This is a genomic window from Streptosporangium sandarakinum, assembly GCF_013409935.1.
Lineage (GTDB): Bacteria > Actinomycetota > Actinomycetes > Streptosporangiales > Streptosporangiaceae > Streptosporangium > Streptosporangium nondiastaticum.
Genome location: NZ_JACCCO010000001.1, coordinates 1773994 through 1794403 on the forward strand (window position 1 = coordinate 1773994; position 20410 = coordinate 1794403).

Below are 20410 nucleotides of genomic sequence, written 5' to 3' on the forward strand. Positions count from 1 at the left end.
CGAAATCGCTTGACAGAGCGGTAAAAACTGACAGCATGTCGCAGCGAGCCGCAACATGTCGGCAGGACGTGAGAGGCCCGCGACGCCCCCGTAACAGATCCCGTAACACCGACGCCAGGGAGCGCGGATGACGACGCCGCCCAAGGTACGCCGCGACAACGACGCGAAGCACGGGACGGTCGTCCTCGACGAGATCTCCAAACAGATCATCGAACAGCTGCAGGCGGACGGCCGCAAGCCCTACGCCGCCATCGGCAAGGCGGTGGGGTTGTCCGAGGCCGCCGTCCGCCAGCGGGTCCAGCGCCTGCTCGACGCCGGGGTCATGCAGATCGTCGGGGTCACCGACCCGCTCACCCTCGGATTCTCCCGCCAGGCGATGATCGGCATCAAGTGCGAGGGCGACCTGGAGATGGTGGCCGACGAGCTGTCGGCCATCAAGGAGATCGACTACGTCGTGCTGACCGCCGGCTCGGTGGACGTCATGGTCGAGGTGGTCTGCGAGAGCGACGCGCACCTGCTGGACATCCTCGGCAAGATCCGGGCCATCCCCACGGTCCGCGCCACCGAGACGTTCGTCTACCTCAAGCTGCACAAGCAGACCTACTCCTGGGGCACCCGCTGACGCCCTCCGGGATCAGCCCCCGGTACGCCCCCGCGGTCACCCGCCGGCGCTCGCCCGCCGTACGGCCGGTCCGGGCCGTACGGCGGGCGGACGCCTGACCACGCCCGGACGGATCACACCCGGGCGGTCGTCGCCGCGGCGGGCGCGGCGGTGGCGTCCGGTCCCTCGATGGGCGGGACCGGGACGTCGCGGGAGCGGACCAGACGCGGCCCCTCCGGGCCGAAGACGCCGCGCGGCTCGGGGAAGGCCGCCAGCATGGCCAGGTAGAGCACGGCCGCGGTGGCCAGGCCCAGCGGCAGCGAGATGTCCGTGCCCCCGGCGAGGCCGCCGAGCGGCCCGACGAACTGGCCGGGGATGTTGACGAACAGGATCGCCGTCATCGCGGCCAGCAGCCAGGCGGTCATCCCGCGCCAGTTCCAGCCGTGGGTGAACCAGTAGCGGCCGCCGCGCTGGCGGCGGTTGAAGACCTGCAGCGCCTCGGCGTCGTACCAGCCGCGCCGGGTCACGTAGCCGAGCATCATGATCACCATCCAGGGGGCGGTGCAGGTGACGATCAGCGTGGCGAACGTGGAGATGCTCTGCGTCAGGTTCAGGGTGAAGCGGCCGAGGAAGATGAAGCCGATCGACAGCACGCCGATGAACACCGTCGCCTGGACCCGGTTGAAGCGCGGGAAGACGCTGGAGAAGTCCAGGCCGGTGCCGTAGAGGGCGGTCGTGCCGGTGGACATGCCGCCGATCAGCGCGATCAGGCAGACCGGCAGGAAGTACCACGCCGGGGAGACCGCGAGCAGCCCGCCGACGTAGTTGGGTGCGGCCGGGTCGACGTACTCCGACGCCTTGGCGGCGATGATCGACGCGGTGGTCAGGCCGAACAGGAACGGCAGGATCGTGGCGAGCTGGGCCAGGAAGGCCGCGCCCATCACCCGGACGCGCGGGGTTTCCGCCGGGATGTAGCGGGACCAGTCGCCGAGGAAGGCGCCGAAGGAGATCGGGTTGGACAGCACGATCAGGGCGGCGCCGATGAACGACGGCCAGAACCCCGGCGCGGCCGTGGAGGCGAACGCCCCGGCGTAGGAGGGGTCGAAGTCCCCGGCGAAGGCGAACGCGCCCAGCACGAACAGCAGCGAGGCCGCGGCCACCGCGATCTTGTTGACCAGCAGCATGAAGCGGAAGCCGTAGACGCAGACCACCAGGACCAGCACGGCGAACAGCGCGTAGGCCACGCTGTACGACAGGTTCGACTCCGGCAGCCCGGCCAGCCGGTGGGCGCCGCCGACCAGCGCGTCGCCGGAGGACCACACCGAGATCGAGAAGAACGCGATCGCGGTGAGCAGGGACAGGAACGAGCCGACGACCCGGCCGTGCACGCCCAGGTGCGCCGAGGAGGAGACGGCGTTGTTCGTGCCGTTCACCGGGCCGAAGACGGCCAGCGGCGCCAGGATCAGCGCGCCGACCATCAGGCCGAGCCCCGTCGCGGCGAGCCCCTGCCAGAAGGAGAGCCCGAACAGGATGGGGAACGAGCCCAGCACGCACGTGGCGAAGGTGTTCGCGCCGCCGAAGGCCAGCCGGAACAGGTCCAGCGGGCGGGCGGTGCGGTCGGCGTCCGGGATGCGCTCGACGCCGTGCTGCTCGACCTCGATGACGGACGGCGCGCGGTCGGAGACGCCCGCCGCGGCGTGGTCCGCCCGGCTCACCGGGCCTCCTGCGCGGGACCGGACAGCGCCAGCAGACTGACCAGGTCGTAGGCGACGTGGGAGGCGGCCACCGCGGTGATCTCCGCGTGGTCGTAGGCGGGGGCCACCTCGACCACGTCGGCGCCGACCAGGTTGCATCCGGCCAGGCCGCGCAGGATCTCCAGCAGCTCGCGGCTGGTGAGGCCGCCCGCCTCGGGGGTGCCGGTGCCGGGGGCGTGCGCGGGGTCGAGCACGTCGATGTCGATCGACAGGTAGAGCGGCCGGTCGCCGATCCGCTGGCGGAGGGCGTCGACGATCTCGTCCACGCCGCGGCGCATCACGTCGGCCGAGGTCATGATGCCGAAGCCGAGGCGCCGGTCGTCGTCGAGGTCCTGCTTGCCGTACAGCGGGCCGCGCGTGCCGACGTGGCCGACCGCCTCGGTGTCGAGGATGCCCTCCTCCACGGCCCGGCGGAACGGCGTGCCGTGGGTGTACTCGGCGCCGAAGTAGGTGTCCCAGGTGTCGAGGTGGGCGTCGAAGTGCAGCATGGCCACCGGGCCGTGCCGCTTGGCCAGGGAGCGCAGCAGCGGCAGCGCGATCGTGTGGTCGCCGCCGATGGTGACCAGGCGGGCGCCGTCCTCCTGGAGCCGGGTCGCGGCGTCCTCGATCGTCTCGACGGCCTCGCCGATGTTGAACGGGTTGCAGGCGATGTCGCCGGCGTCGGCCACCTGCACCGCGGCGAACGGCGAGACGTCCAGGCCGGGGTGGTACGGCCGGAGCAGGCGGCTGGCCTCGCGGACCGCCGAGGGGCCGAAACGGGCGCCGGGGCGGTAGGAGACGCCGCTGTCGAACGGCACCCCCACCACGGCCACGTCGCAGCGCCCGACCTCGTCCAGGCGTGGCAGCCGTGCGAACGTCGCCGGACCCGCGAATCGGGGGACGCGGGAGGAGTCGACGGGACCCCGGGGTTCGGTCATGCCGCACCGTCCTTTCGAGAGGCGTGGGGTGGTGGGAGGTCCGGGCGTGGAGAACCCGGCTCAGAGCAGGCTATCCGTACAGTTTGGGAGCTTTGTGACAGTTTGGGTACTGTGGGAGGAACGAACTACGACGGGGTTTCCTGTGGCCGACCACAATCACACCCCCGGCTCCCCCGCCGGGCCCACCGATGAAGCCGCCCTCGGGTCCACCTCCGGGTCCGACGGCATGCCCGCCTCCGGGTCCGACGGCATGCCCGCCTCCGGGTCCATCGCCGAGTCCGACGGCATGCCCGCTGACGGGCCCGCCGACCGGACCGCCGCCGGTTCCGCCGACCGGCTCACCGTCGAGGAGCTGATCCGCTTCCCGGCCCTGCAGCTGCGCGTCCTCGCCGGGCACGCCGGACTCGGCCGCTCGGTGTCCTGGGCGCACGTCAGCGAGCTGGACGACCCCACGCCCTGGCTGCTGGGCGCCGAGCTGATCATGACGACCGGCATCGCGATCCCCCGCTCCGCCGCCCGCCAGCGGGCCTACCTGGAACGGCTCGACGACGCCGGGGTGTCCGCGCTGGCCCTGTCGGCCCAGCTCCACGTGCCGCCGCTGCACCGGGCGTTCCTCGCCGCCGCCGAGGAGCGCGGCATGCCGGTCCTGGAGGTGCCGCTGGCCGTGCCGTTCATCGCCGTCGCCCAGGAGGTCGCCGCGGCCGTGCAGGAGGACGCCCGCCAGCGGCTCGGCGCGCAGCTCCAGGTCTTCGGCGCGCTGCGCTGGATGGCCTCCGAGGACCTCGGCACCGCGACGCTGTTCCGCCGCCTGGAACGGCTCAGCGGCTACACGGTGTACCTGTGCACGCCGCAGGGCCGCCCGCTGCTGCCCGGCGTCCCCGTGCCCGACCCGGGTCTGCTGCCCAGGACGGCGGAGGCGCCCCCGACGATCCCCGGCGGGTTCGTCCTCCCGGTGCCCGCCCCGGGCGGCCCGGCCGGCTTCCTCGTCGCCCTGGAGCGGGAGGGCGCCCGCCCGGCCGGGCTGGCGGTGGCCCAGCACATCGCCACCGTCGCCGCGCTCCAGGTCGCCATGGCCCGCCACGAGCGCGAGACCCTGCGCCGCGAGGGCGCGGAGATCCTGGCCGAGCTGCTGCAGGACGTGCTCGACCCGGCCACGGCCCGGCGGCGGCTGATCCGGCTGGGCCTGCCCGACGACGAACTGGTCCTGCTGGCCGTCCGCGGCGTGTCCGACGACGGCCTGCTGCGCGCTCTGGACGACCGCCCGTTCCTCATGCTCGGCAGGGGCGACGACCGCTACGTCCTCGGCACCGCCGAGGCGGCCGCCGCCGTCGCCGGGGTACCGGGCGTCGCGGCCGGGGTGAGCAGGCCGTTCGCCGCCGGGACGTCGCTGCGGGTGGCCCGCAGGGAGGCGGTGTGGGCCGTCTCCCGGGCGGCCGAGTCGGGCCAGGCGCTCGTACGCTACGGCGACGACACCGCCGGGCGGTGGCTGCCGGAGGACCCCGCGGTGCTCTCGGCGCTGGTCGAGCACGTGCTCGGCGAGGTGATCCGGTACGACGCCGCCCACGACTCCCACCTGCTGGCCTCGGTCCGCACCTGGATGGAGCGGGACCGCCGCACCGAGGACGCGGCGGCGGCGCTGCACGTCCACCCCAACACGCTGGCCTACCGGCTGCGCCGGTTCACCGCGCTCACCGGCCGGGACCTTTCGTCCACGGGCGCGTTCACCGAGGTGTGGCTGGCCGTCCGGGCCGCCGGGCAACTCGGCCTCACCGGCTGACCGGGCTCCCCAGGTAACCCGGTCCCACCGGACGACCCCGGGCGGCGCGGCCCCGCCGGCCCGTGATCTCAACGGACGGCCGGGCGGCTCGGTCTCACCGGCCCGTGACCGGGGCGGATTCCGGCGGCAGGGACGTGGCGAGCATGATCCCGGTAGGGTGCGGTGCATGCGGCTCTCCCAGGTGTCCTTCCGGTACTCCCGCCGCGGCCCCTGGATCCTTGAGGACGTCGAGCTCACGCTCCGCCCGGGGTCCGTCGTCGAGGTCACCGGCCGCAACGGCGCCGGCAAGTCCACGCTGCTGCGGCTGCTCGCCGGGTTCGTCCCGCCGACCCGCGGCTCGGTCTCCGGCCGGCCCCGCGTCGTCGGCTACGCCCCCGACGTCTTCCCCACCGGCCAGCCCTTCACCGTCTCCGCCTACCTGGCCCACATGACCCGCCTCCGGGGCGCCTCCCCCGCCGCGGCCGGCGACCTCGCGCGGCGGCTGAACGCCGTCCACCTGCTCGATCTGCCGCTCGGCGACCTGTCCAAGGGCAGCGCGCAGAAGGTGGGGCTGATCCAGTCGCTGCTCGGCCCGCCGGACCTGCTGATCCTGGACGAGCCGTTCGCCGGGCTGGACGAGCGGACCCGCGCCGAACTCCCCGCCGTCATCGGCGAGATCGCCGCCCACGGCGGCACGGTCGTGGTCAGCGACCACCAGAACCAGCTCCGGGAGTTCCCCGGCGCCGACCACTGTCTCGTCGCCGACCGCGCGGTCACCGTCCACTCCGCCGGCCGACCGGCCGAACCGGACCCCGGCCTCGGTTCGGGCTCGGATTCCGGCTCCGGCTCCGGCTCCGAACAGGACGCCGGGCGGGCTGCCGGGCAGGGGCCCGCCACGGACCGCCGGGCGGTCATCGAGGTGCTGGTGGACCCCGGCGAGGCCGACGAGGTCGAGCAGAAACTCCGCGCCGACGGCTACACCGTCCGGCGGACCTCGTGACCCCCGAGAGCATGCCGTACGGCGGGAGGCACCGTTGACGCGTCTGACCCGGTTCAAGCTGAGCGCCTACGCCCGCTCCCACCGGCTGTTCCCGCCGGCGATCGGGCTGCTCCTGATGCTGGGCATCTTCTACTCGACGCTGACGCCGCCCGGCAAGGAGCTGTCCGCCTACGCCGACTCGGCCGGCCTGCTGATCGTCGTCTTCGCTTGGGCCTCGCGCAGTCTGCTCGACACCGAACCGGCGGCGCAGCGGCTGGTCTCGATGACGGCGGCCGGCGGTCCGGGCAGGGAGATCGGCGCGGGGCTGCTGGCCGCGTTCACGGTCAACCTCATGTTCGCGGCGATCGCGGTCGTCACGCCGCTGCTGCACGGCTTCGCCGCCACCCCCGCGCCCGGCGACGTGGCGCGCGGCGCCGTCCTGCACCTGCTGGGCCTGAGCGCGGGCACGGCGCTGGGCGCGCTGACCACCCATCCGATCATGCCGTCCCCGGCCGCCTCGATGCTGACGCTGCTCGGCGGCTACGTGGCCCTGCTGCTGGTCAGCCTGACCCCGGTGGGCCGGTTCACGGTGCCGGTCATGCCGTGGATGCGGGCGGCCAACGACGGCGCCCTCGACGCGGTCCTGCTCCCCATCGCCGCCGCGGCGCTCTTCTGGTCCGCCGCGGGCCTGGCCGCCTACGTACGGCTCCGCCGTACCAGGCCGTAGACCCGTACCGGGCCGTAGACCCGTGCCGGCGGATCATCGCCGAGGCGCCGCCATCTCCCGAAGAGCACTCACCGGCGCAGCCCGCACGCGCTCCTCGGATGCCCACTCGTGGCTTCCGCTGCGCTCCTCGGGTGCCCGCTCGTGGCTGCCGCCTGGCGGGCTACTCGGCGGCGGCGAGCTGGCCGCAGGCGCCGTCGATCTCGCGACCCCGGGTGTCGCGGACGGTCACCGGGACACCGTGGAACTGCAGCCGGCGGACGAAGGCCCGCTCGTCCTCCGGGCGCGAGGCCGTCCACTTCGACCCCGGGGTGGGGTTGAGCGGGATCAGGTTGACGTGCACGAGCTTGTTCCGGACGAGCTTGCCGAGCAGGTCGGCCCGCCACTCCTGGTCGTTGACGTCCTTGATCAGGGCGTACTCGATGGAGACGCGGCGCTTGGTCCGGGCGGCGTAGTCCCAGGCCGCGTCGAGGACCTCCGCGACCTTCCATCGGGTGTTGATCGGCACCAGGGTGTCGCGGAGCTCGTCGTCGGGGGCGTGCAGGGACAGCGCCAGCGTCACCGGCAGGCCCTCGTCGGCGAGCTTGCCGATCGCGGGGACCAGCCCGACGGTGGAGACGGTGACGCCGCGGGCGGAGATGCCCAGGCCGCCCGGGGCGGGCTCGACCAGCCGGCGCACCGCGCCGACCACGGCCCGGTAGTTGGCCAGCGGCTCGCCCATCCCCATGAAGACCACGTTGCTGACCCGGCCGGGGCCGCCCGGGACCTCGCCGGCGGCCAGGGTCCGCGCCCCGGCGACGACCTGCTCGACGATCTCGGCGGTGCTCATGTTGCGGGTCAGGCCGGCCTGGCCGGTGGCGCAGAACGGGCAGTTCATGCCGCAGCCGGCCTGGGAGGAGACGCACATGGTGGCGCGGTCGGGGTAGCGCATGAGGACCGACTCGACCAGCGCGCCGTCGAACAGCCGCCACAGCGTCTTGCGGGTGGTGCCGCCGTCGGTGGTCAGCTCCCGGACGGGGGTGAGCAGCGTGGGGAACAGTGCGGCGAACCTGTCGCGCGCCGCGGCCGGCAGGTCGGTCATCAGGCTGGGGTCGGCGGTGAGCCGCTCGAAGTAGTGCCGGGAGAGCTGGTCGGCCCGGAACGGCTTCTCGCCGAGCTCGGCGACGGCCGCACGGCGCTCGGCCATGGTCAGATCGGCCAGGTGGCGCGCGGGCTTGGCCCTGCGGGGCGCCACGAAGGTGAGCTGTCCGGGTGCGGGGGTCCCGGGCTGGCTGGCAGTCGACACGTCCAACGCCTTCTCTCAACGGTTACTCGAAGCGACACTCGACTCTGATCTAAAGTCCGGAGATATGGCGACAATCCGGTCCGCGGGTGAGCGGGGAGACGGCATCGAGGTCCTGCTCAGCGACGCCAGCCCCTACGGAAGCCGCACCCTGGTGGTCGAACGCGACGAGACTTCCTCGGTAGCTTACCTGTGCGGGCCGAAGGGCGAGGTCCACGGAGCGGTGTGGCTGGCCAACCACGTTCCGGCCCCGGAGACGACCGACCTGGACCGGCTGAACTCCGAACTCCCGCCGGTGGCCGTCCGGGTGAACACCCGGCACCCCGGCGGCAGGCGACCACTGGGCACCCTGCGGTCACTGTGGTTCGAGGAGGGCGACGGCGTCGCCCTGTACGAGAACGACGAGCTGCTGGCGGTCATTCCTGGCTGGGCCGACGTGAGCCGCGGCATGCCGGGATACTCCCGCGACGCGGTGGGCGAGTCGCCGTTCGCCTGGTCCCTGGAGGACGCGATGGAGGCCCTGGCCCCGCGGCTGGCCAAAGCCCGCTCCTACTGGGAGTGGCGCGGGAGTGAGGGCTCCTGGGCCACCTTCCAGCAGTTCGTGATGGGTCACCTGGACCGGGCGGTCGGCACCGCGGGGAGATTCTGGGACGCCGGCGGTGGACGGCTGCCCACGGTCGGCATCACCGAGCGGCCCCCGGAGGGGGACCGGGAGCACACGATCCTGTCCACGGTGGGGATGAGCTGCCAGCGGATGCCCACCGTGGAGCAGTACATCGACCGGCCCGAGGCGTACGCCCGGGTGGAGCTCGCCGTCGCGACCCGGGGCGACGCCCGGGAGGCGGCCCGGCTGTTCCTGTGGCTGGCGCAGTACCCCTGGCACTCGGTCACCTGGCTGGGTCACGGGCACACGGCGAAGTGGTATCACCGGCCGGAGACGTTCCCGCTCGGCTCCACCTACAACGGCGTCATCATGCTCGCCGGGCCGTCCGGCCTGCCGGACCTGTCGGGCTTCACCTTCGGCGGCGACGCCGTACGGTGGCTCTGGCTGGTGCCGCTCACCGACGACGAGCTGCGCCTGTCCGCCGCGAGCGGCTACCGCGCGCTGCTGCCCCGGCTGCCGGCCGACCGGGCCACCCGGGCGGGCTGACCCGGCGACGCGCCCCGGACGCCCCGGCCCGCCCGGGGCGCCGGGCGGTCAGATCAGCAGGGTGAGCAGCACCCAGACCGGGATGAGCGCGGCGAGGAGGGAGTCGAGCCGGTCCATCAGGCCGCCGTGGCCCGGCAGCACGCTACCCATGTCCTTGACGCCGAGGTCCCGCTTGATCACCGACTCGACGAGGTCGCCGAGCGTGGCGAACACCACGACCACCGCGCCGAGCAGGACGCCCTTCCAGATCTCGGCCTCCAGCAGCCAGGAGACCAGCCAGCCGCCCACGGCCATGCAGGCGATCGCCGAGCCGGCGAAGCCCTCCCAGGTCTTCTTCGGGCTGATCAGCGGGGACATCTTGTGCCTGCCGAAGAGGACTCCCGCGGCGTATCCGCCGATGTCGCTCGCGACCGTCGTGGCGATGAAGGTGATCACCCGATCCGGGCCGTCGACCGGGTGGCTGAGCAACAGCGCCACGAACCCGACGAGGAACGACGGATAGACCGTGACCAGGACGGTGGCGGAGATGTCGCGGACGTACCCCTCGGTGCCCTGGAACATCCGCCAGACCATCAGCACCAGGACCGTCGCCGCGAAGATCCCGAGCATCCAGGCGGGCCCGCCGTAGTAGGCGCCGACGAGTATGGCGGCCATCCCGGCGAGCGACGGGATCAGCGGAACCCGGATGTCCCTCTGCGCGAACGACCTGACCAGCTCCGTCACACCGACGCCCACCGCCGCGATCACCACGGCGAGGAAGAGCACCTTGACGAAGTAGAGGGAGCCGATGACGGCCGCTCCCAGGCCGACGCCCACCGCGATGGCGGCGGGGAGATTCCGGCCGGTACGGCTACCGCCCGCCGCAGCTTCCAAGGGGTCCCACTTCCGTACACAAAATCCTTGCCCCGTACCGGAGACCCGGACGGGACAAGGACCACGAATCAGACTTCGAGCAGCTCGGCTTCCTTCTGCCGGAGCAGCTCATCGATCTTAGCGACGTGCTTCTGGGTGAGGTCGTCGAGCTCCTTCTCCGCGCGACGCACCTCATCCTCACCCGCCTCGCCCTCCTTGATCAGCTTGTCGAGCGTCTCCTTGGCGTGGCGGCGGATGTTGCGGACGGAGACCCTGGACTGCTCCGCCTTGGTCCGGGCGACCTTCACGTACTCCTTGCGGCGCTCCTCCGACAGCTCGGGGAAGGCCACACGGATGACCTGACCGTCGTTACCGGGGTTGACACCGAGGTCGGAGTTGCGAATCGCCTTCTCGATCGCGGCCATCGAGCCCTTGTCGAAGGGCTGGATGATGACCATGCGAGCCTCGGGGACATGGAACGAGGCCAGCTGCTGAATGGGAGTGGGCGTCCCGTAGTACTCAGCGGTGATCTTGTTGAACATCGACGGGGTGACGCGGCCCGTACGGATGCCGGCGAGGTCGTCCCTCGCCACCGACACGGCCTTGTCCATCTTTTCCTCGGCTTCGAGGAGGGTATCGTCGATCACAGCGACTCCTTCTTCTCGGTCGCTCACCATCCTCACTCACTTCGCGGGACACTCCTACGTCGCGCACCGCTCCGCTCGCTCGTCAGGCTCGCTCCCCGCTCATGGGTCGCTCACCATCCTCACTCACTTCGCGGGACACTCCTACGTCGCGCACCGCTCCGCTCGCTCGTCAGGCTCGCTCCCTATTTCCCTGCCGGACTCACCAGCGTGCCGATCTTCTCACCACGCACCGCCCGCAGGATGTTGCCCTCACCCATGAGGTCGAAGACCACGATGGGCAGGCCATTGTCCATGCAGAGGCTGATGGCCGTGGCGTCCATCACACCGAGGCCACGGGTCAGGACCTCACCATATTCGAGGTGGTCGAACCGTACGGCGTCGGGGTTCTTCCGGGGATCGTCGTCGTAGACGCCGTCCACCTGGGTGCCCTTGAGCAGCGCCTCGGCACCGATCTCCAGCGCGCGCTGCGCGGCGCAGGTGTCGGTGGAGAAGAACGGCGAGCCGAGCCCGGCCCCGAAGATGACCACGCGCCCCTTCTCCAGGTGACGGATGGCGCGACGGGGCAGGAAGGGCTCGGCGACCTGCTGCATGGTGATCGCCGTCTGGACGCGGGTGTCGATGCCCCGCTTCTCCAGGAAGTCCTGGAGGGCCAGGCAGTTGATCACCGTGCCGAGCATGCCCATGTAGTCGGCCCGGGCGCGGTCCATGCCGCGCTCGGACAGGGCCGCGCCGCGGAACATGTTGCCGCCGCCGACCACCACCGCGACCTGCACGCCCTTGCGGACGGCCTCGGCGATCGAGTCGGCCAGGTGGCCGACGACCCCGGGATCGATGCCCAGCGGCTCTCCGCCGGCGAACGCCTCGCCCGACAGCTTCAACATGACCCGCTTCCAGCGGAGCGGACCCGAATACGAAGAAACCGCCGACGTAGCGGATTCTGAGTTCTCCTGCACGACGGCGGCCTCCTCGTTGTAGTGCTGTGGCTGAGAGAAGCTGGGTTAAGACTAAGCCTGACCGACCTTGAAGCGGACGAAGGCCTCGACCTTGACACCGTTCTCGTCGGCGTACTTGCCGATGGACTTCTTGTTGTCCTTGACGAACGCCTGCTGCAGCAGGGTGAAGTCACGGAACCAGCCGTTGATGCGGCCGTCGACGATCTTGCCGATGGCGGCCTCGGGCTTGCCCTCCTCGCGGGTCATCTCCTCGAAGAGCGCGCGCTCCTTCTCGATGACGTCCGCGGGAACGGCGTCCGGGTTGAGGTACTTCGGAGCCATCGCGGCGGCGTGCTGGGCGATGTCCTTGGCGACCTCGGCGTTCGGGGCGTCGAGCTGCACGAGCACGCCGACCGCCGGCGGGAGCTGCGGGTCGGTCTTGTGCATGTAGGCGCCGATGTAGCCGCCCTCAAGGACCGCGAAGCGACGGATCTCGATCTTCTCACCCAGCGCGGCGTTGGCCTCGTCGAGGTGGGTCTTGACGGTCTTGCCGTCGAACTCCGACTCCAGCAGGGCCGGGACGTCGGCCGGACGGGTCGCCAGGATGTGCTCGACGACCTGGGCGGCCAGCTCCTGGAAGCGCTCGCCCTTGGCCACGAAGTCGGTCTCGCAGTTGAGCTCCAGCAGCGCGGCGGCCGAGTCGCCGTCCTGCTTCAGGGCGATCAGGCCGTTGGAGGCGGTGCGGGCCTCGCGCTTGCCGACGTCCTTGGCGCCCTTGAGCCGCAGGATCTCGATGGCGCGGTCGAAGTCGCCCTCGGACTCCTCCAGGGCCTTCTTGCAGTCCATCATGCCGGCGGCGGTCAGCTCGCGAAGCCGCTTGACGTCGGCCATGTTCACGGAAGCCATTGTCTTTTCCTCGTCGGAATCGTCGTGGACCGGGTGGGTACGCCCCTTCAAGAGGCGTACCCACCCGAAAAAGAGCCTTGCGGGTTCGTACGGCGAGCCGTACGAGATGAGGACTAGGCCTGCTGGTCGTCGCCCTCGGCGGCCGGGGCCTCGGCCGGAGCGGCGTCGGCGGCCGGGGCGGCCTCAGCCTCGGCGGCCGGAGCCTCAGCCGGAGCGGCCTCGGCCTCGGCGGCCGGAGCCTCAGCCGGGGCGGCCTCGGCCTTGGCCTCGTTCTCGGCACCGGCGAGCAGCTCCTGCTCCCACTCGGCGAGCGGCTCGGCGCCACCGGCGACGGCCGGCTTGTCGTCACCGCGGTTGGCGCCGGCGCGGGCCATGAGACCGGCGGCGACGGCGTCGGCCACGACGCGGGTCAGCAGGTCGACGGCGCGGATGGCGTCGTCGTTACCCGGGATCGGGTAGTCGACCTCGTCCGGGTCGCAGTTGGTGTCGAGGATCGCGACGACCGGGATGTTGAGCTTGCGGGCCTCGCTGATCCCGATGTGCTCCTTCTTGGTGTCGACGACCCACACCGCGCTCGGAACACGGGCCATGTCGCGGATACCGCCGAGGGTGCGCTCCAGCTTCTCCTTCTCGCGGCGGCGCATGAGGAGCTCCTTCTTGGTGAGCCCCGAGCCGGCGACGTTGTCGAAGTCGAGCTCCTCAAGCTCCTTCAGACGCTGGAGCCTCTTGTGCACGGTGGAGAAGTTGGTGAGCATGCCGCCCAGCCAGCGCTGGTTGACGTACGGCATGCCGACGCGGGACGCCTGCTCGGCGATGGCCTCCTGCGCCTGCTTCTTCGTGCCGATGAACATGATCGTGCCGCCGTGGGCGACGGTCTCCTTGACGAAGTCGTAGGCCCGGTCGATGTAGGACAGCGACTTCTGGAGGTCGATGATGTAGATGCCGTTGCGCTCGGTGAAGATGAAGCGCTTCATCTTCGGGTTCCAGCGACGAGTCTGGTGGCCGAAGTGAACGCCGCTCTCGAGCAGCTGTCGCATGGTGACGACGGGGGTGGACATGTGATTGTCCTCCAGGTCGGGGCGCCCATCGCTGGGCGCTGTTCTCAGTTGACGCGGCGGCCCTCGGCCACCGCCCTGATGCCCCGAACCGGCTCCAGCCGGGCTCTCGCCCGGACCGAGGGAGATGGTTCTCAGTGGGACATGCGAAGTCGGCCCGCGCGTTGCAGGCCATCGAAAAGTGTACCCTCAGCCGGACCTTCGCCCGACCCCGGCGCGTCAGCCATCCTGACCGCATGCGGGGAAACCGTCCCCGGGCCGGCAGGGGGAACCGCCCTCCGCCCGCGGGGGGAACGGCGCCTCGCCGACGGGGGAGGCGGAAGGGCCTACCCGTCGAGGGGGCCGGGGTGCGTGCCCTCCTGTGGGAGCCCGTGCGGGCGTCGCTCGGCGCGGGGGAAGAGGTTCACCTGCGCCTCCGCGACCCGGGCGCCGGGCGGGACCCGCGCCGGATCGCGCCGGTTGATCGAGTACGGGTCCAGCAACTCGTCGATCCGCCGCTGCAGCTCCCTGAGCTCCTCGGCGCTCACCATCAGGGCGGCCCGGTAGAAGATCGACGCCTCCTGCCACTCGGCGGGCTCGCGGTCGAAGTTCGCCAGTGCGCGCGTCGCCTCGTCGGCGGCGTGATCGCGCACGGCCTTGATGAGCAGATCCTTGGCGGCCCGCACCTCCGGCAGGTCACCGGCCTCGGTGCTGATGACCATCCCGCGGGAGCTGTGCCGCCACATGCGCTCCCGGGCGTCGCCGCGCGCGGGCGCGTCCTCCACGAAGCCGTACTTGGCGAGCATCCGCAGGTGGTAACTGGCGGCGCTGGGCGTGATGCCGACGATCTCGGCCACCTCGGTCGCGGTGGCCGGCCCCTCGGCCTGCAGCCGGTTCAGGATCGCCAGCCGCGCGGGGTGGGCGAGCGCCCGCATCGCCACGGGATCGGTGAGCTGCCTGCGCGCCTCCTCTGTCATGGGGAAACCGTACCCGCTCAGGTCTGAAGGATTGCCTTCAGATCTGTGAAGGGTTACTTTCATAGATGTGAAGCATTCCCTTCAGACCGACGACGCCGTCTCCGAGCCCCGCCCCGTCCCCCTCCGCCGGCAGCGCGACTACCGGCTGCTGCTGTCGGCGCGCGCCGTCTCCGAGACCGGCGCCGAGGTCTCCCGGCTGGCCGTGCCGCTGACCGCCGCCACCCTCCTCGGCGCCTCCCCCGCGCAGATGGGCCTCCTCGCCGCCGCCGGCTCCCTCCCCTACCTGATCGCCGGGCTCCAGGCGGGCGCGCTGGCCGACCGGATGCGGCGGCACCGGCCCGTCATGGTCGGCTGCGAGCTGACGGCGGCGGCGGCGACCGCCACGGTTCCGGTGGCCTGGCTCGCCGGATGGCTGTCCGTGCCGTGGCTGGTCGCCGTGACGTTCACCGTCGGCCTCTGCTCGGTGCTCTTCCGGGCCTGTGGTTTTCCGCACGTCGCCACCGTGGTCGACGAGAGCCAGCGGCCCCAGGCCCTGGCCGGCTTCCAGTCGGCGACCTCACTGGCGATCATCGGCGGGCCGAGCCTGTCCGGTCTGCTCGTCCAGATCTTCACCGCGCCGTTCGCCCTGCTCGCCGACGCGCTGTCCTTCCTCGCCTCGGCATTCCTGATCCGCGGCATCCGGGCCCCGGAGAAGCACGTGCCCGCGGCTCCGCGCGGCATGTGGACCGAGATCCGCGAGGGACTGCGCGCCGTGGTGGCGGCCCCGGCGCTCCGCGCGCTCTGCGGCTCCGGGATGGCGATCAACTTCTTCGGCGGCGCGTACATGGCGATCTTCATCCTCTACGCCGTCACCGTCCTCGAACTGCCCGCCGGGATGGTCGGCGCGGTCAGCGCGTGCTTCGGCGTGGGCGGCCTGCTCGGCGCCCTGGCCACGACACGCCTCATCGGGCGGGTGGGCGAGAACCGCATGCTCCGCTACGCGGTACTGCTGTTCCCGCTCGACTACGTGGTGACGGCGCTCGCCTCCGGCCCGGTCTGGGCCCGCTTCGCCGTCATGGCGGCCAGCGGGCTCGTCAGCGGCGCGGCGATCGTCGCCTTCGCCACCTCCATGGGAGCCATCACCCTCAGGGAGGCCCCCGCCGAACTGCGGGGCCGGGTCAACGCCACGATGACCTTCGGGATCCACGGCGTCGTCGCCGCGGGCGGCCTGGCGGGCGGCCTGGCCGGCGAGCTGCTCGGCCTGCGCCCGGTGCTGTGGTGCGGCGCGGCGGGCATCGCGCTCCTCGCCATCCCGATGGTCTGGCTCTCCCCGCTGCGCCACTCCCCCGCCCCGCTTCCCCGGTGACGCGCGCCGTCCCTGACGCCGCGCCGCTTCCCCGGAGACGCGTGCCGTCCCTGACATCGCGCCGCTTCCCCGGCGACGCGTGCCGTTCGTGACATCGGGCCGGCCGTCCACAGAACCGCGTTCGGTCCGCCCCGGCCCGCACCGCGATCCCCATGCTGGGCGGATGAGCTCCTTCCGCGCCCTCGGGACGCATCTCCTGCTGCCGGCACTGCTGATGACCGCACCGGGAGCCGCAGGCGCCCCGGACCAGGATCGGGAAGACCGGACGGGCCGCCCGGAAGCCGTCGTCCCCCGGCCCGGATCGCTCCATCCCGGCCCCCGCCGGCCCCTCCCACACCCGGAAGCCGCGCCCTCACCGCACTCCGAGGCGGAGCTCCCGCCTCGCCGCCGGGCCGGCGGACCCTCCCCCCGATGGGACCCGCCGCTCACCGGACGACTCCGTGTGCTCCGTGGGTTCGCGCCCCCGGCGCGGCCCTGGCTGGCCGGGCACCGGGGAGCCGACCTCGCCGCACCGCCCGGCACGGAGGTCCGCGCCGCCGGCGCCGGCACGGTCGGCTACGCCGGGCCGCTCGCCGGGCGAGGCGTGGTCACCGTTCTCCATGACGACGGCCTGCGGACGACCTACCTTCCCGTCGCCCCCTCGGTACGGCGCGGCCAGGCCGTGGAGCGGAACCAGGTGATCGGCGCCCTCCAGGACGTCCCCGGCCACTGCCCCGCCGGCTGCCTGCACTGGGGGCTGCTCCGCGGCCGGCTGTACCTCGACCCGTTGCTCCTGCTGGGCCGGGGGCAGGTGCGGCTGCTGCCGTCCCGGCCGGTGCGCCGGGACCGATGACCCCGCCGCGGCGTACGCCGAGGTCGGCGAGGCCGTCGCCGCCGCGATCGCCGGGAACCGGATTCCCCGTACCGTCCTGCAGAGCAGCGTGGGCGCCGAGCTCCGCAAGGGCGCCGGTGAGATCGACGGGCTGGCCCGTGTCGAGGAGGCGCTGGACCGGATCGTCGCCGACGACATCGGCCTCGCCGTCACCCACCTGCGATGCGGCTGTTTCTTCAGCAACCTGCTGTTCGAGCTGGACGCCATCCGCTCGGGCACCGTGACCGTGCTCCTGCCCACCGATGAGCCGTTCGCCTGGGTCGCTCCGGCCGGCATCGCCATGGTGGCCGCGTCCCTGCTGCTGCGCACCGGCTGGTCGGGACGCCGGGTGCAGGCCGTGCACGGACCGGAGGACCTGTCCTGGGACGACGCGCTGGCGGTGGTCGGCGATGTCCTGGGCCGTACGGTCACCGCCCACCGCGTCGGCGACGACGACATGCGCGCCACGCTGGCCGACGCCGGCATGTCCCGGGCGCGGGCCGAGGCCATCATCGGCATGTCGGCCGGGCTCCGCGAGGGGTTCGTTCCCGAACAGCCGCGAACCCCCGTGACCACGACCGACACGACGCTCGGAGCGTGGGCCTGGGCCGAGCTCCGGCCCGCTCTCAAGTCGGCCGGGTGACGGAGTCACCGCCCGGAGGGGCTCCGCGGTCCCTCCGGACGCAGGCGCCAGCCTCGGGAGACCCGCTCGATGTAACCGGCGGCGGCCAGACCGCCGAGGCAGGCCAGCGCGGTGTCCATGCCGACGCCCGCCGCCACCGCTATCGCCGCCGGCCCCGCCCCGCCCCTGGCCGGCACGGTCTCCAGCACCCGGCGGGTCTCGGGTTCCAGCTCGTCACGCGGCAGCACCGGGCCGTGCGACTCACGGGCGAGATCGGCCCCCAGTGCGCCGGTGAGCTCGATCGCCTCCTCGGGGGTGGTGACGCAGACGGCCGCCCCCTGGCGGATCAGCCGGTGGCATCCGGCCGACGTCTCCGACGTCACCGGCCCGGGCACCGCCCCGAGGACGCGGTTCAGTGACAGCGCGTGCCTCGCGGTGCTGAGCGCCCCGCTGCGCACGGCCGCCTCCACGACCACCGTGCCCCTGGACAGCGCGGCGATGAGCCGGTTGCGGATCAGGAAACGCGGCCGGGTCGGATAGGAGCCCGTGGGGCACTCGCTCACCAGCACGCCGTGAGCGCGCACGGCGGTGAAGAGCTGGTGGTGCGCGCTGGGGTACGCGACGTCGACACCGCAGGCGAGCACCGCGACGGTCGGCGCGCCCCCGGCGAGGGCCCCCCGATGGGCCGCGCCGTCGACGCCGTAGGCGCCTCCCGAGACGACGGTCCAGCCGCGCCCGCTCAGCCCGGCGCCGAACTCCGCCGCCACGTGCGCGCCGTACGGCGTGGCGGCCCGTGAGCCCACGAGCGCGACGGAGCGCAGGCAGGAGAACCGCAGGTCGGCGTCACCGTGGAGCCAGAGGGCGTAGGGGCGGGCCCGCCCCAGGTCGTCGAGCTGGGTGGGCCACTCCGGGTCTCCGGGGATCACCAGCCGGGCTCCGTTCCGCTCTCCCTCCGCCAGGTCCCGCCGGGGATCGGCCGGCTCCAGCCGGGCCGACCAGGAGGCGAACGCGCGCCGGAGCCGGCCCGCGATCCGCTCCTCCCGTGACCCGCCCGCACCGCCTCCACCGGCGTCGTGACCACCCCCGCCGGCCCCGCGGCCGGCACGGTCGTTCTCGTCGGCGCCGCCGTCCCCGACGGAACCGCCGGCGCCGCCGCCGTCATCGCCGGCGCTCCCGGTCAGCAGACGGACGAGCGCCGGGTCGGGACGGCCGGCGCGCACCCGCTCCACCACGGCCTGCGCGCCGAGGGAGGCCACCAGCCCGCCCATCAACGCGTCGCCGGGCTCCGCCAGCCGCATCAGCGCGATCCGCGCGAGCCGGTCGTTCACCGCTCCTCCCCCAGCCACAGGCCGAGAGCGGCGTTGGTCTCCGCGACCTCGGGACCGGCCTTCCCGGCGAGATCGGCGAGCGTCCAGGCCAGCCGGAGCACCCGATCCAGCCCCCGCGCGCTCAACGCGCCGATGTCCAGGCAGGTGAGCAGCGGGGCCATCGCCCGTGACGGCGGACGGTAGACGGTGTGCAGCGCCCGGGCGGGGATCTCCGCGTTGCACCGCCAGGGCGTGCCCGCCAGCCGCCTGGCCGCGCGCTCGCGGGCGAGCAGCACCCTCTCGGCCACCACCCGGCTCGGCTCGATGAACCGCCGGTCGGCGAGCAGCTCCCGCCGCGTCGAGGGGTAAAGGGTGACCTTGACGTCGACGCGGTCCAGCAGCGGGCCCGAGAGCCTGGCGAGGTAGCGGCGGCGGGCCGCCGGGGAGCAACGGCACGGGTCGTCCGGCCGGGACGGCCGCGCGCACGGGCAGCGGTTGGCGGCCAGTACGAGCACGAACCGGGCCGGGAACGTGACCGTGCCCTGCGCCCTGGAGACCGTCACCCGGCCCGATTCGAGAGGCTGCCTGAGCGAGTCGAGAACGCTCGCGGGATATTCGGGGGCCTCGTCGAGGAACAGGACGCCGCGGTGGGCGAGCGAGACGGCGCCCGGGCGGACCGCCCCGCTTCCCCCGCCCACGATGGCCGCGACGGTCGCGGTGTGGTGGGGCGCGACGAAGGGCGGGCGGGTCAGCAGGGGGCGGTCCGGAGGCAGGACGCCCGCCACGGAGTGGATGGCGGTCACCTCCAGCGCCTGGTCGCGCTCCAGCGGCGGCAGCAGGGTGGGCAGCCGCTCGGCGAGCATCGTCTTGCCGGTGCCCGGTGGGCCGAGCATCCAGAAGTTGTGCCCTCCGGCCGCGCAGATCTCCAGGGCGCGGCGGGCGAAGGGCTGACCGGCCACGTCGGCCAGGTCGGGGACGGCGCCTCCCGCCCAGCCGGCCGTGGTGCCCGCATCGCCCGTGTCGCCCGCGGCGTCCTCGATGCCCTCCGCCCCGCCCGCCCCATCGCCTGCGGCGTCTCCCGATCCGGCCGCCGCGTCACCCTCGATGGCTCCCGCTCCGGCCGCGGACGAGCCGGACGAACCTGGCGAGCCGTACGGAACGGCTGGACCGATCAGATCGGGCAGGCCGGGCGGGCCGCCGGGAGTCAGCGGCCCGTCGTGGCGAAGCCGGCTCACCAGGTCGGACAGGGTGGCGGCCGGGACCACCGTCACGTCCGGCACGAGGGACGCCTCGGCGAGGTTGCGTGCGGGGACGACGACGGTGCGGGCCCCGGCGGTGACCGCCGCCAGCACGGCGGGCAGCACGCCCCGCACCGGCCGCACCGAGCCGTCAAGGCCGAGCTCACCGAGGAAGAACGGCTCGGCCACCTTGGCGGCCGGCACCACTCCCGCCGCCGCGAGCAGCGCGACCGCTATCGCGAGATCGAACAGGCTCCCGCGCTTGGGCAGGCTGGCGGGGAACAGGCTGACGGTGATCCGCGTGTCGGGCCAGGGATGCCGACTGTTGACCACGGCGGAGCGGACGCGGTCGCGCGCCTCGCTCAGCGCGGTGTCCAGCATGCCGATCAGGTGCAGCCCCGCCACACCGGCTCCGACGTCGGCCTCGACGTCGACGGGATGACCGCTCACCCCGATCAGGGCGACGCAGCGGGTGCGCGCGACGGCCACTCACACCACCCCCCGGCGGCGGACGGCGCGCGACGGCGTGGCGCGCAT

General features: G+C 73.0%; 19 protein-coding genes. 8 read left to right on the forward strand and 11 right to left on the reverse strand.

The window, feature by feature from the left end:
- Positions 1–127 precede the first annotated feature (127 nt).
- A complete protein-coding gene (locus HDA43_RS07780; RefSeq protein WP_179819070.1) occupies positions 128–622 on the forward strand; it encodes an Lrp/AsnC family transcriptional regulator in 495 nt (164 codons plus the stop codon).
- 113 nt (positions 623–735) lie between these two features.
- Here HDA43_RS07780 and HDA43_RS07785 read toward each other — a convergent pair whose 3' ends face one another.
- Entirely contained in the window at positions 736–2316 is a 1581-nt protein-coding gene (locus HDA43_RS07785) for a purine-cytosine permease family protein (RefSeq protein WP_179819071.1), read from the reverse strand.
- Entirely contained in the window at positions 2313–3272 is a 960-nt protein-coding gene (gene speB / locus HDA43_RS07790; protein ID WP_179819072.1) for an agmatinase, read from the reverse strand. The genes HDA43_RS07785 and speB overlap by 4 nt, the downstream gene beginning before the upstream one ends.
- A 142-nt stretch (positions 3273–3414) precedes the next feature.
- On the opposite strand from speB, the gene HDA43_RS07795 reads away from it, so the two are divergent.
- The 3 genes from HDA43_RS07795 to HDA43_RS07805 all read left to right on the forward strand — a co-directional run bounded on the left by HDA43_RS07795 (position 3415) and on the right by HDA43_RS07805 (position 6734).
- Entirely contained in the window at positions 3415–5049 is a 1635-nt protein-coding gene (locus tag HDA43_RS07795) for a PucR family transcriptional regulator (protein ID WP_312873089.1), read from the forward strand.
- Positions 5050–5215: 166 nt separating this feature from the next.
- Positions 5216–6028 (forward strand): ABC transporter ATP-binding protein, encoded by an 813-nt coding sequence (locus tag HDA43_RS07800; protein ID WP_246423926.1) that lies wholly within the window; start codon positions 5216–5218, stop codon positions 6026–6028.
- A gap of 34 nt (positions 6029–6062) precedes the next feature.
- Positions 6063–6734 (forward strand): hypothetical protein, encoded by a 672-nt coding sequence (locus tag HDA43_RS07805; RefSeq protein ID WP_179819073.1) that lies wholly within the window; start codon positions 6063–6065, stop codon positions 6732–6734.
- A 160-nt stretch (positions 6735–6894) separates the two neighbouring features.
- Here HDA43_RS07805 and rlmN read toward each other — a convergent pair whose 3' ends face one another.
- Positions 6895–8016, reverse strand: a complete 1122-nt coding sequence (gene rlmN / locus HDA43_RS07810) for a dual-specificity RNA methyltransferase RlmN (protein ID WP_179819074.1) — start codon at positions 8014–8016, stop codon at positions 6895–6897.
- Positions 8017–8080: 64 nt separating this feature from the next.
- On the opposite strand from rlmN, the gene HDA43_RS07815 reads away from it, so the two are divergent.
- On the forward strand, positions 8081–9163 hold the full coding sequence (locus tag HDA43_RS07815; protein WP_179819075.1) for a suppressor of fused domain protein: 1083 nt from the start codon (positions 8081–8083) through the stop codon (positions 9161–9163).
- Positions 9164–9211: 48 nt separating this feature from the next.
- On the opposite strand, the gene HDA43_RS07820 is transcribed toward HDA43_RS07815, so the two are convergent.
- The 6 genes from HDA43_RS07820 to HDA43_RS07845 form a co-directional block, all read right to left on the reverse strand.
- Positions 9212–10036, reverse strand: a complete 825-nt coding sequence (locus HDA43_RS07820; RefSeq protein ID WP_218911648.1) for a phosphatidate cytidylyltransferase — start codon at positions 10034–10036, stop codon at positions 9212–9214.
- A 68-nt stretch (positions 10037–10104) separates the two neighbouring features.
- Positions 10105–10662 carry a ribosome recycling factor gene (gene frr, locus HDA43_RS07825; protein ID WP_312873091.1) on the reverse strand — a complete coding sequence of 186 codons (558 nt, stop codon included), beginning with the start codon at positions 10660–10662 and terminating at the stop codon, positions 10105–10107.
- A gap of 182 nt (positions 10663–10844) precedes the next feature.
- Entirely contained in the window at positions 10845–11543 is a 699-nt protein-coding gene (pyrH, locus tag HDA43_RS07830; protein ID WP_218911649.1) for a UMP kinase, read from the reverse strand.
- Between the two features lie 123 nt (positions 11544–11666).
- Positions 11667–12500 (reverse strand): translation elongation factor Ts, encoded by an 834-nt coding sequence (gene tsf, locus HDA43_RS07835; protein ID WP_179819078.1) that lies wholly within the window; start codon positions 12498–12500, stop codon positions 11667–11669.
- A gap of 113 nt (positions 12501–12613) precedes the next feature.
- The gene (gene rpsB / locus HDA43_RS07840; protein ID WP_179819079.1) at positions 12614–13558 is read right to left on the reverse strand and encodes a 30S ribosomal protein S2; all 945 of its coding nucleotides are present in this window, start codon (positions 13556–13558) and stop codon (positions 12614–12616) included.
- 323 nt (positions 13559–13881) lie between these two features.
- Positions 13882–14511: an ArsR/SmtB family transcription factor gene (locus HDA43_RS07845; RefSeq protein ID WP_179819080.1), complete on the reverse strand. Its 630-nt coding sequence runs from the start codon at positions 14509–14511 to the stop codon at positions 13882–13884.
- Between the two features lie 67 nt (positions 14512–14578).
- Between HDA43_RS07845 and HDA43_RS07850 the strand changes: the two genes are divergently transcribed.
- From HDA43_RS07850 to HDA43_RS07860, 3 genes are all read left to right on the forward strand, one after another.
- A complete protein-coding gene (locus HDA43_RS07850; protein ID WP_179819081.1) occupies positions 14579–15856 on the forward strand; it encodes an MFS transporter in 1278 nt (425 codons plus the stop codon).
- A 442-nt stretch (positions 15857–16298) separates the two neighbouring features.
- Complete coding sequence (locus tag HDA43_RS36340; RefSeq protein WP_312873092.1) at positions 16299–16688, forward strand: M23 family metallopeptidase; 390 nt, start codon at positions 16299–16301, stop codon at positions 16686–16688.
- An 88-nt stretch (positions 16689–16776) separates the two neighbouring features.
- The gene (locus HDA43_RS07860) at positions 16777–17349 is read left to right on the forward strand and encodes a Rossmann-fold NAD(P)-binding domain-containing protein (RefSeq protein ID WP_179819082.1); all 573 of its coding nucleotides are present in this window, start codon (positions 16777–16779) and stop codon (positions 17347–17349) included.
- A 5-nt stretch (positions 17350–17354) separates the two neighbouring features.
- Here the strand turns inward: HDA43_RS07860 and dprA are convergent, their stop codons facing one another.
- The gene (gene dprA / locus HDA43_RS07865; protein WP_312873093.1) at positions 17355–18656 is read right to left on the reverse strand and encodes a DNA-processing protein DprA; all 1302 of its coding nucleotides are present in this window, start codon (positions 18654–18656) and stop codon (positions 17355–17357) included.
- Positions 18653–20362, reverse strand: a complete 1710-nt coding sequence (locus HDA43_RS34825) for a YifB family Mg chelatase-like AAA ATPase (RefSeq protein ID WP_179819083.1) — start codon at positions 20360–20362, stop codon at positions 18653–18655. The genes dprA and HDA43_RS34825 overlap by 4 nt, the downstream gene beginning before the upstream one ends.
- Positions 20363–20410: the final 48 nt, after the last annotated feature.

Excerpts from the sequence above, each read along its gene's own strand:
- speB (WP_179819072.1), bottom strand. The coding sequence starts at position 3,272 with ATGACCGAACCCCGGGGTCCCGTCGACTCCTCCCGCGTCCCCCGATTC.
- HDA43_RS07800 (WP_246423926.1), top strand. The coding sequence starts at position 5,216 with ATGCGGCTCTCCCAGGTGTCCTTCCGGTACTCCCGCCGCGGCCCCTGG.
- HDA43_RS07780 (WP_179819070.1), top strand. The coding sequence starts at position 128 with ATGACGACGCCGCCCAAGGTACGCCGCGACAACGACGCGAAGCACGGG.
- HDA43_RS07815 (WP_179819075.1), top strand. The coding sequence starts at position 8,081 with ATGGCGACAATCCGGTCCGCGGGTGAGCGGGGAGACGGCATCGAGGTC.
- rpsB (WP_179819079.1), bottom strand. The coding sequence starts at position 13,558 with ATGTCCACCCCCGTCGTCACCATGCGACAGCTGCTCGAGAGCGGCGTT.
- tsf (WP_179819078.1), bottom strand. The coding sequence starts at position 12,500 with ATGGCTTCCGTGAACATGGCCGACGTCAAGCGGCTTCGCGAGCTGACC.
- pyrH (WP_218911649.1), bottom strand. The coding sequence starts at position 11,543 with ATGTTGAAGCTGTCGGGCGAGGCGTTCGCCGGCGGAGAGCCGCTGGGC.
- HDA43_RS07845 (WP_179819080.1), bottom strand. The coding sequence starts at position 14,511 with ATGACAGAGGAGGCGCGCAGGCAGCTCACCGATCCCGTGGCGATGCGG.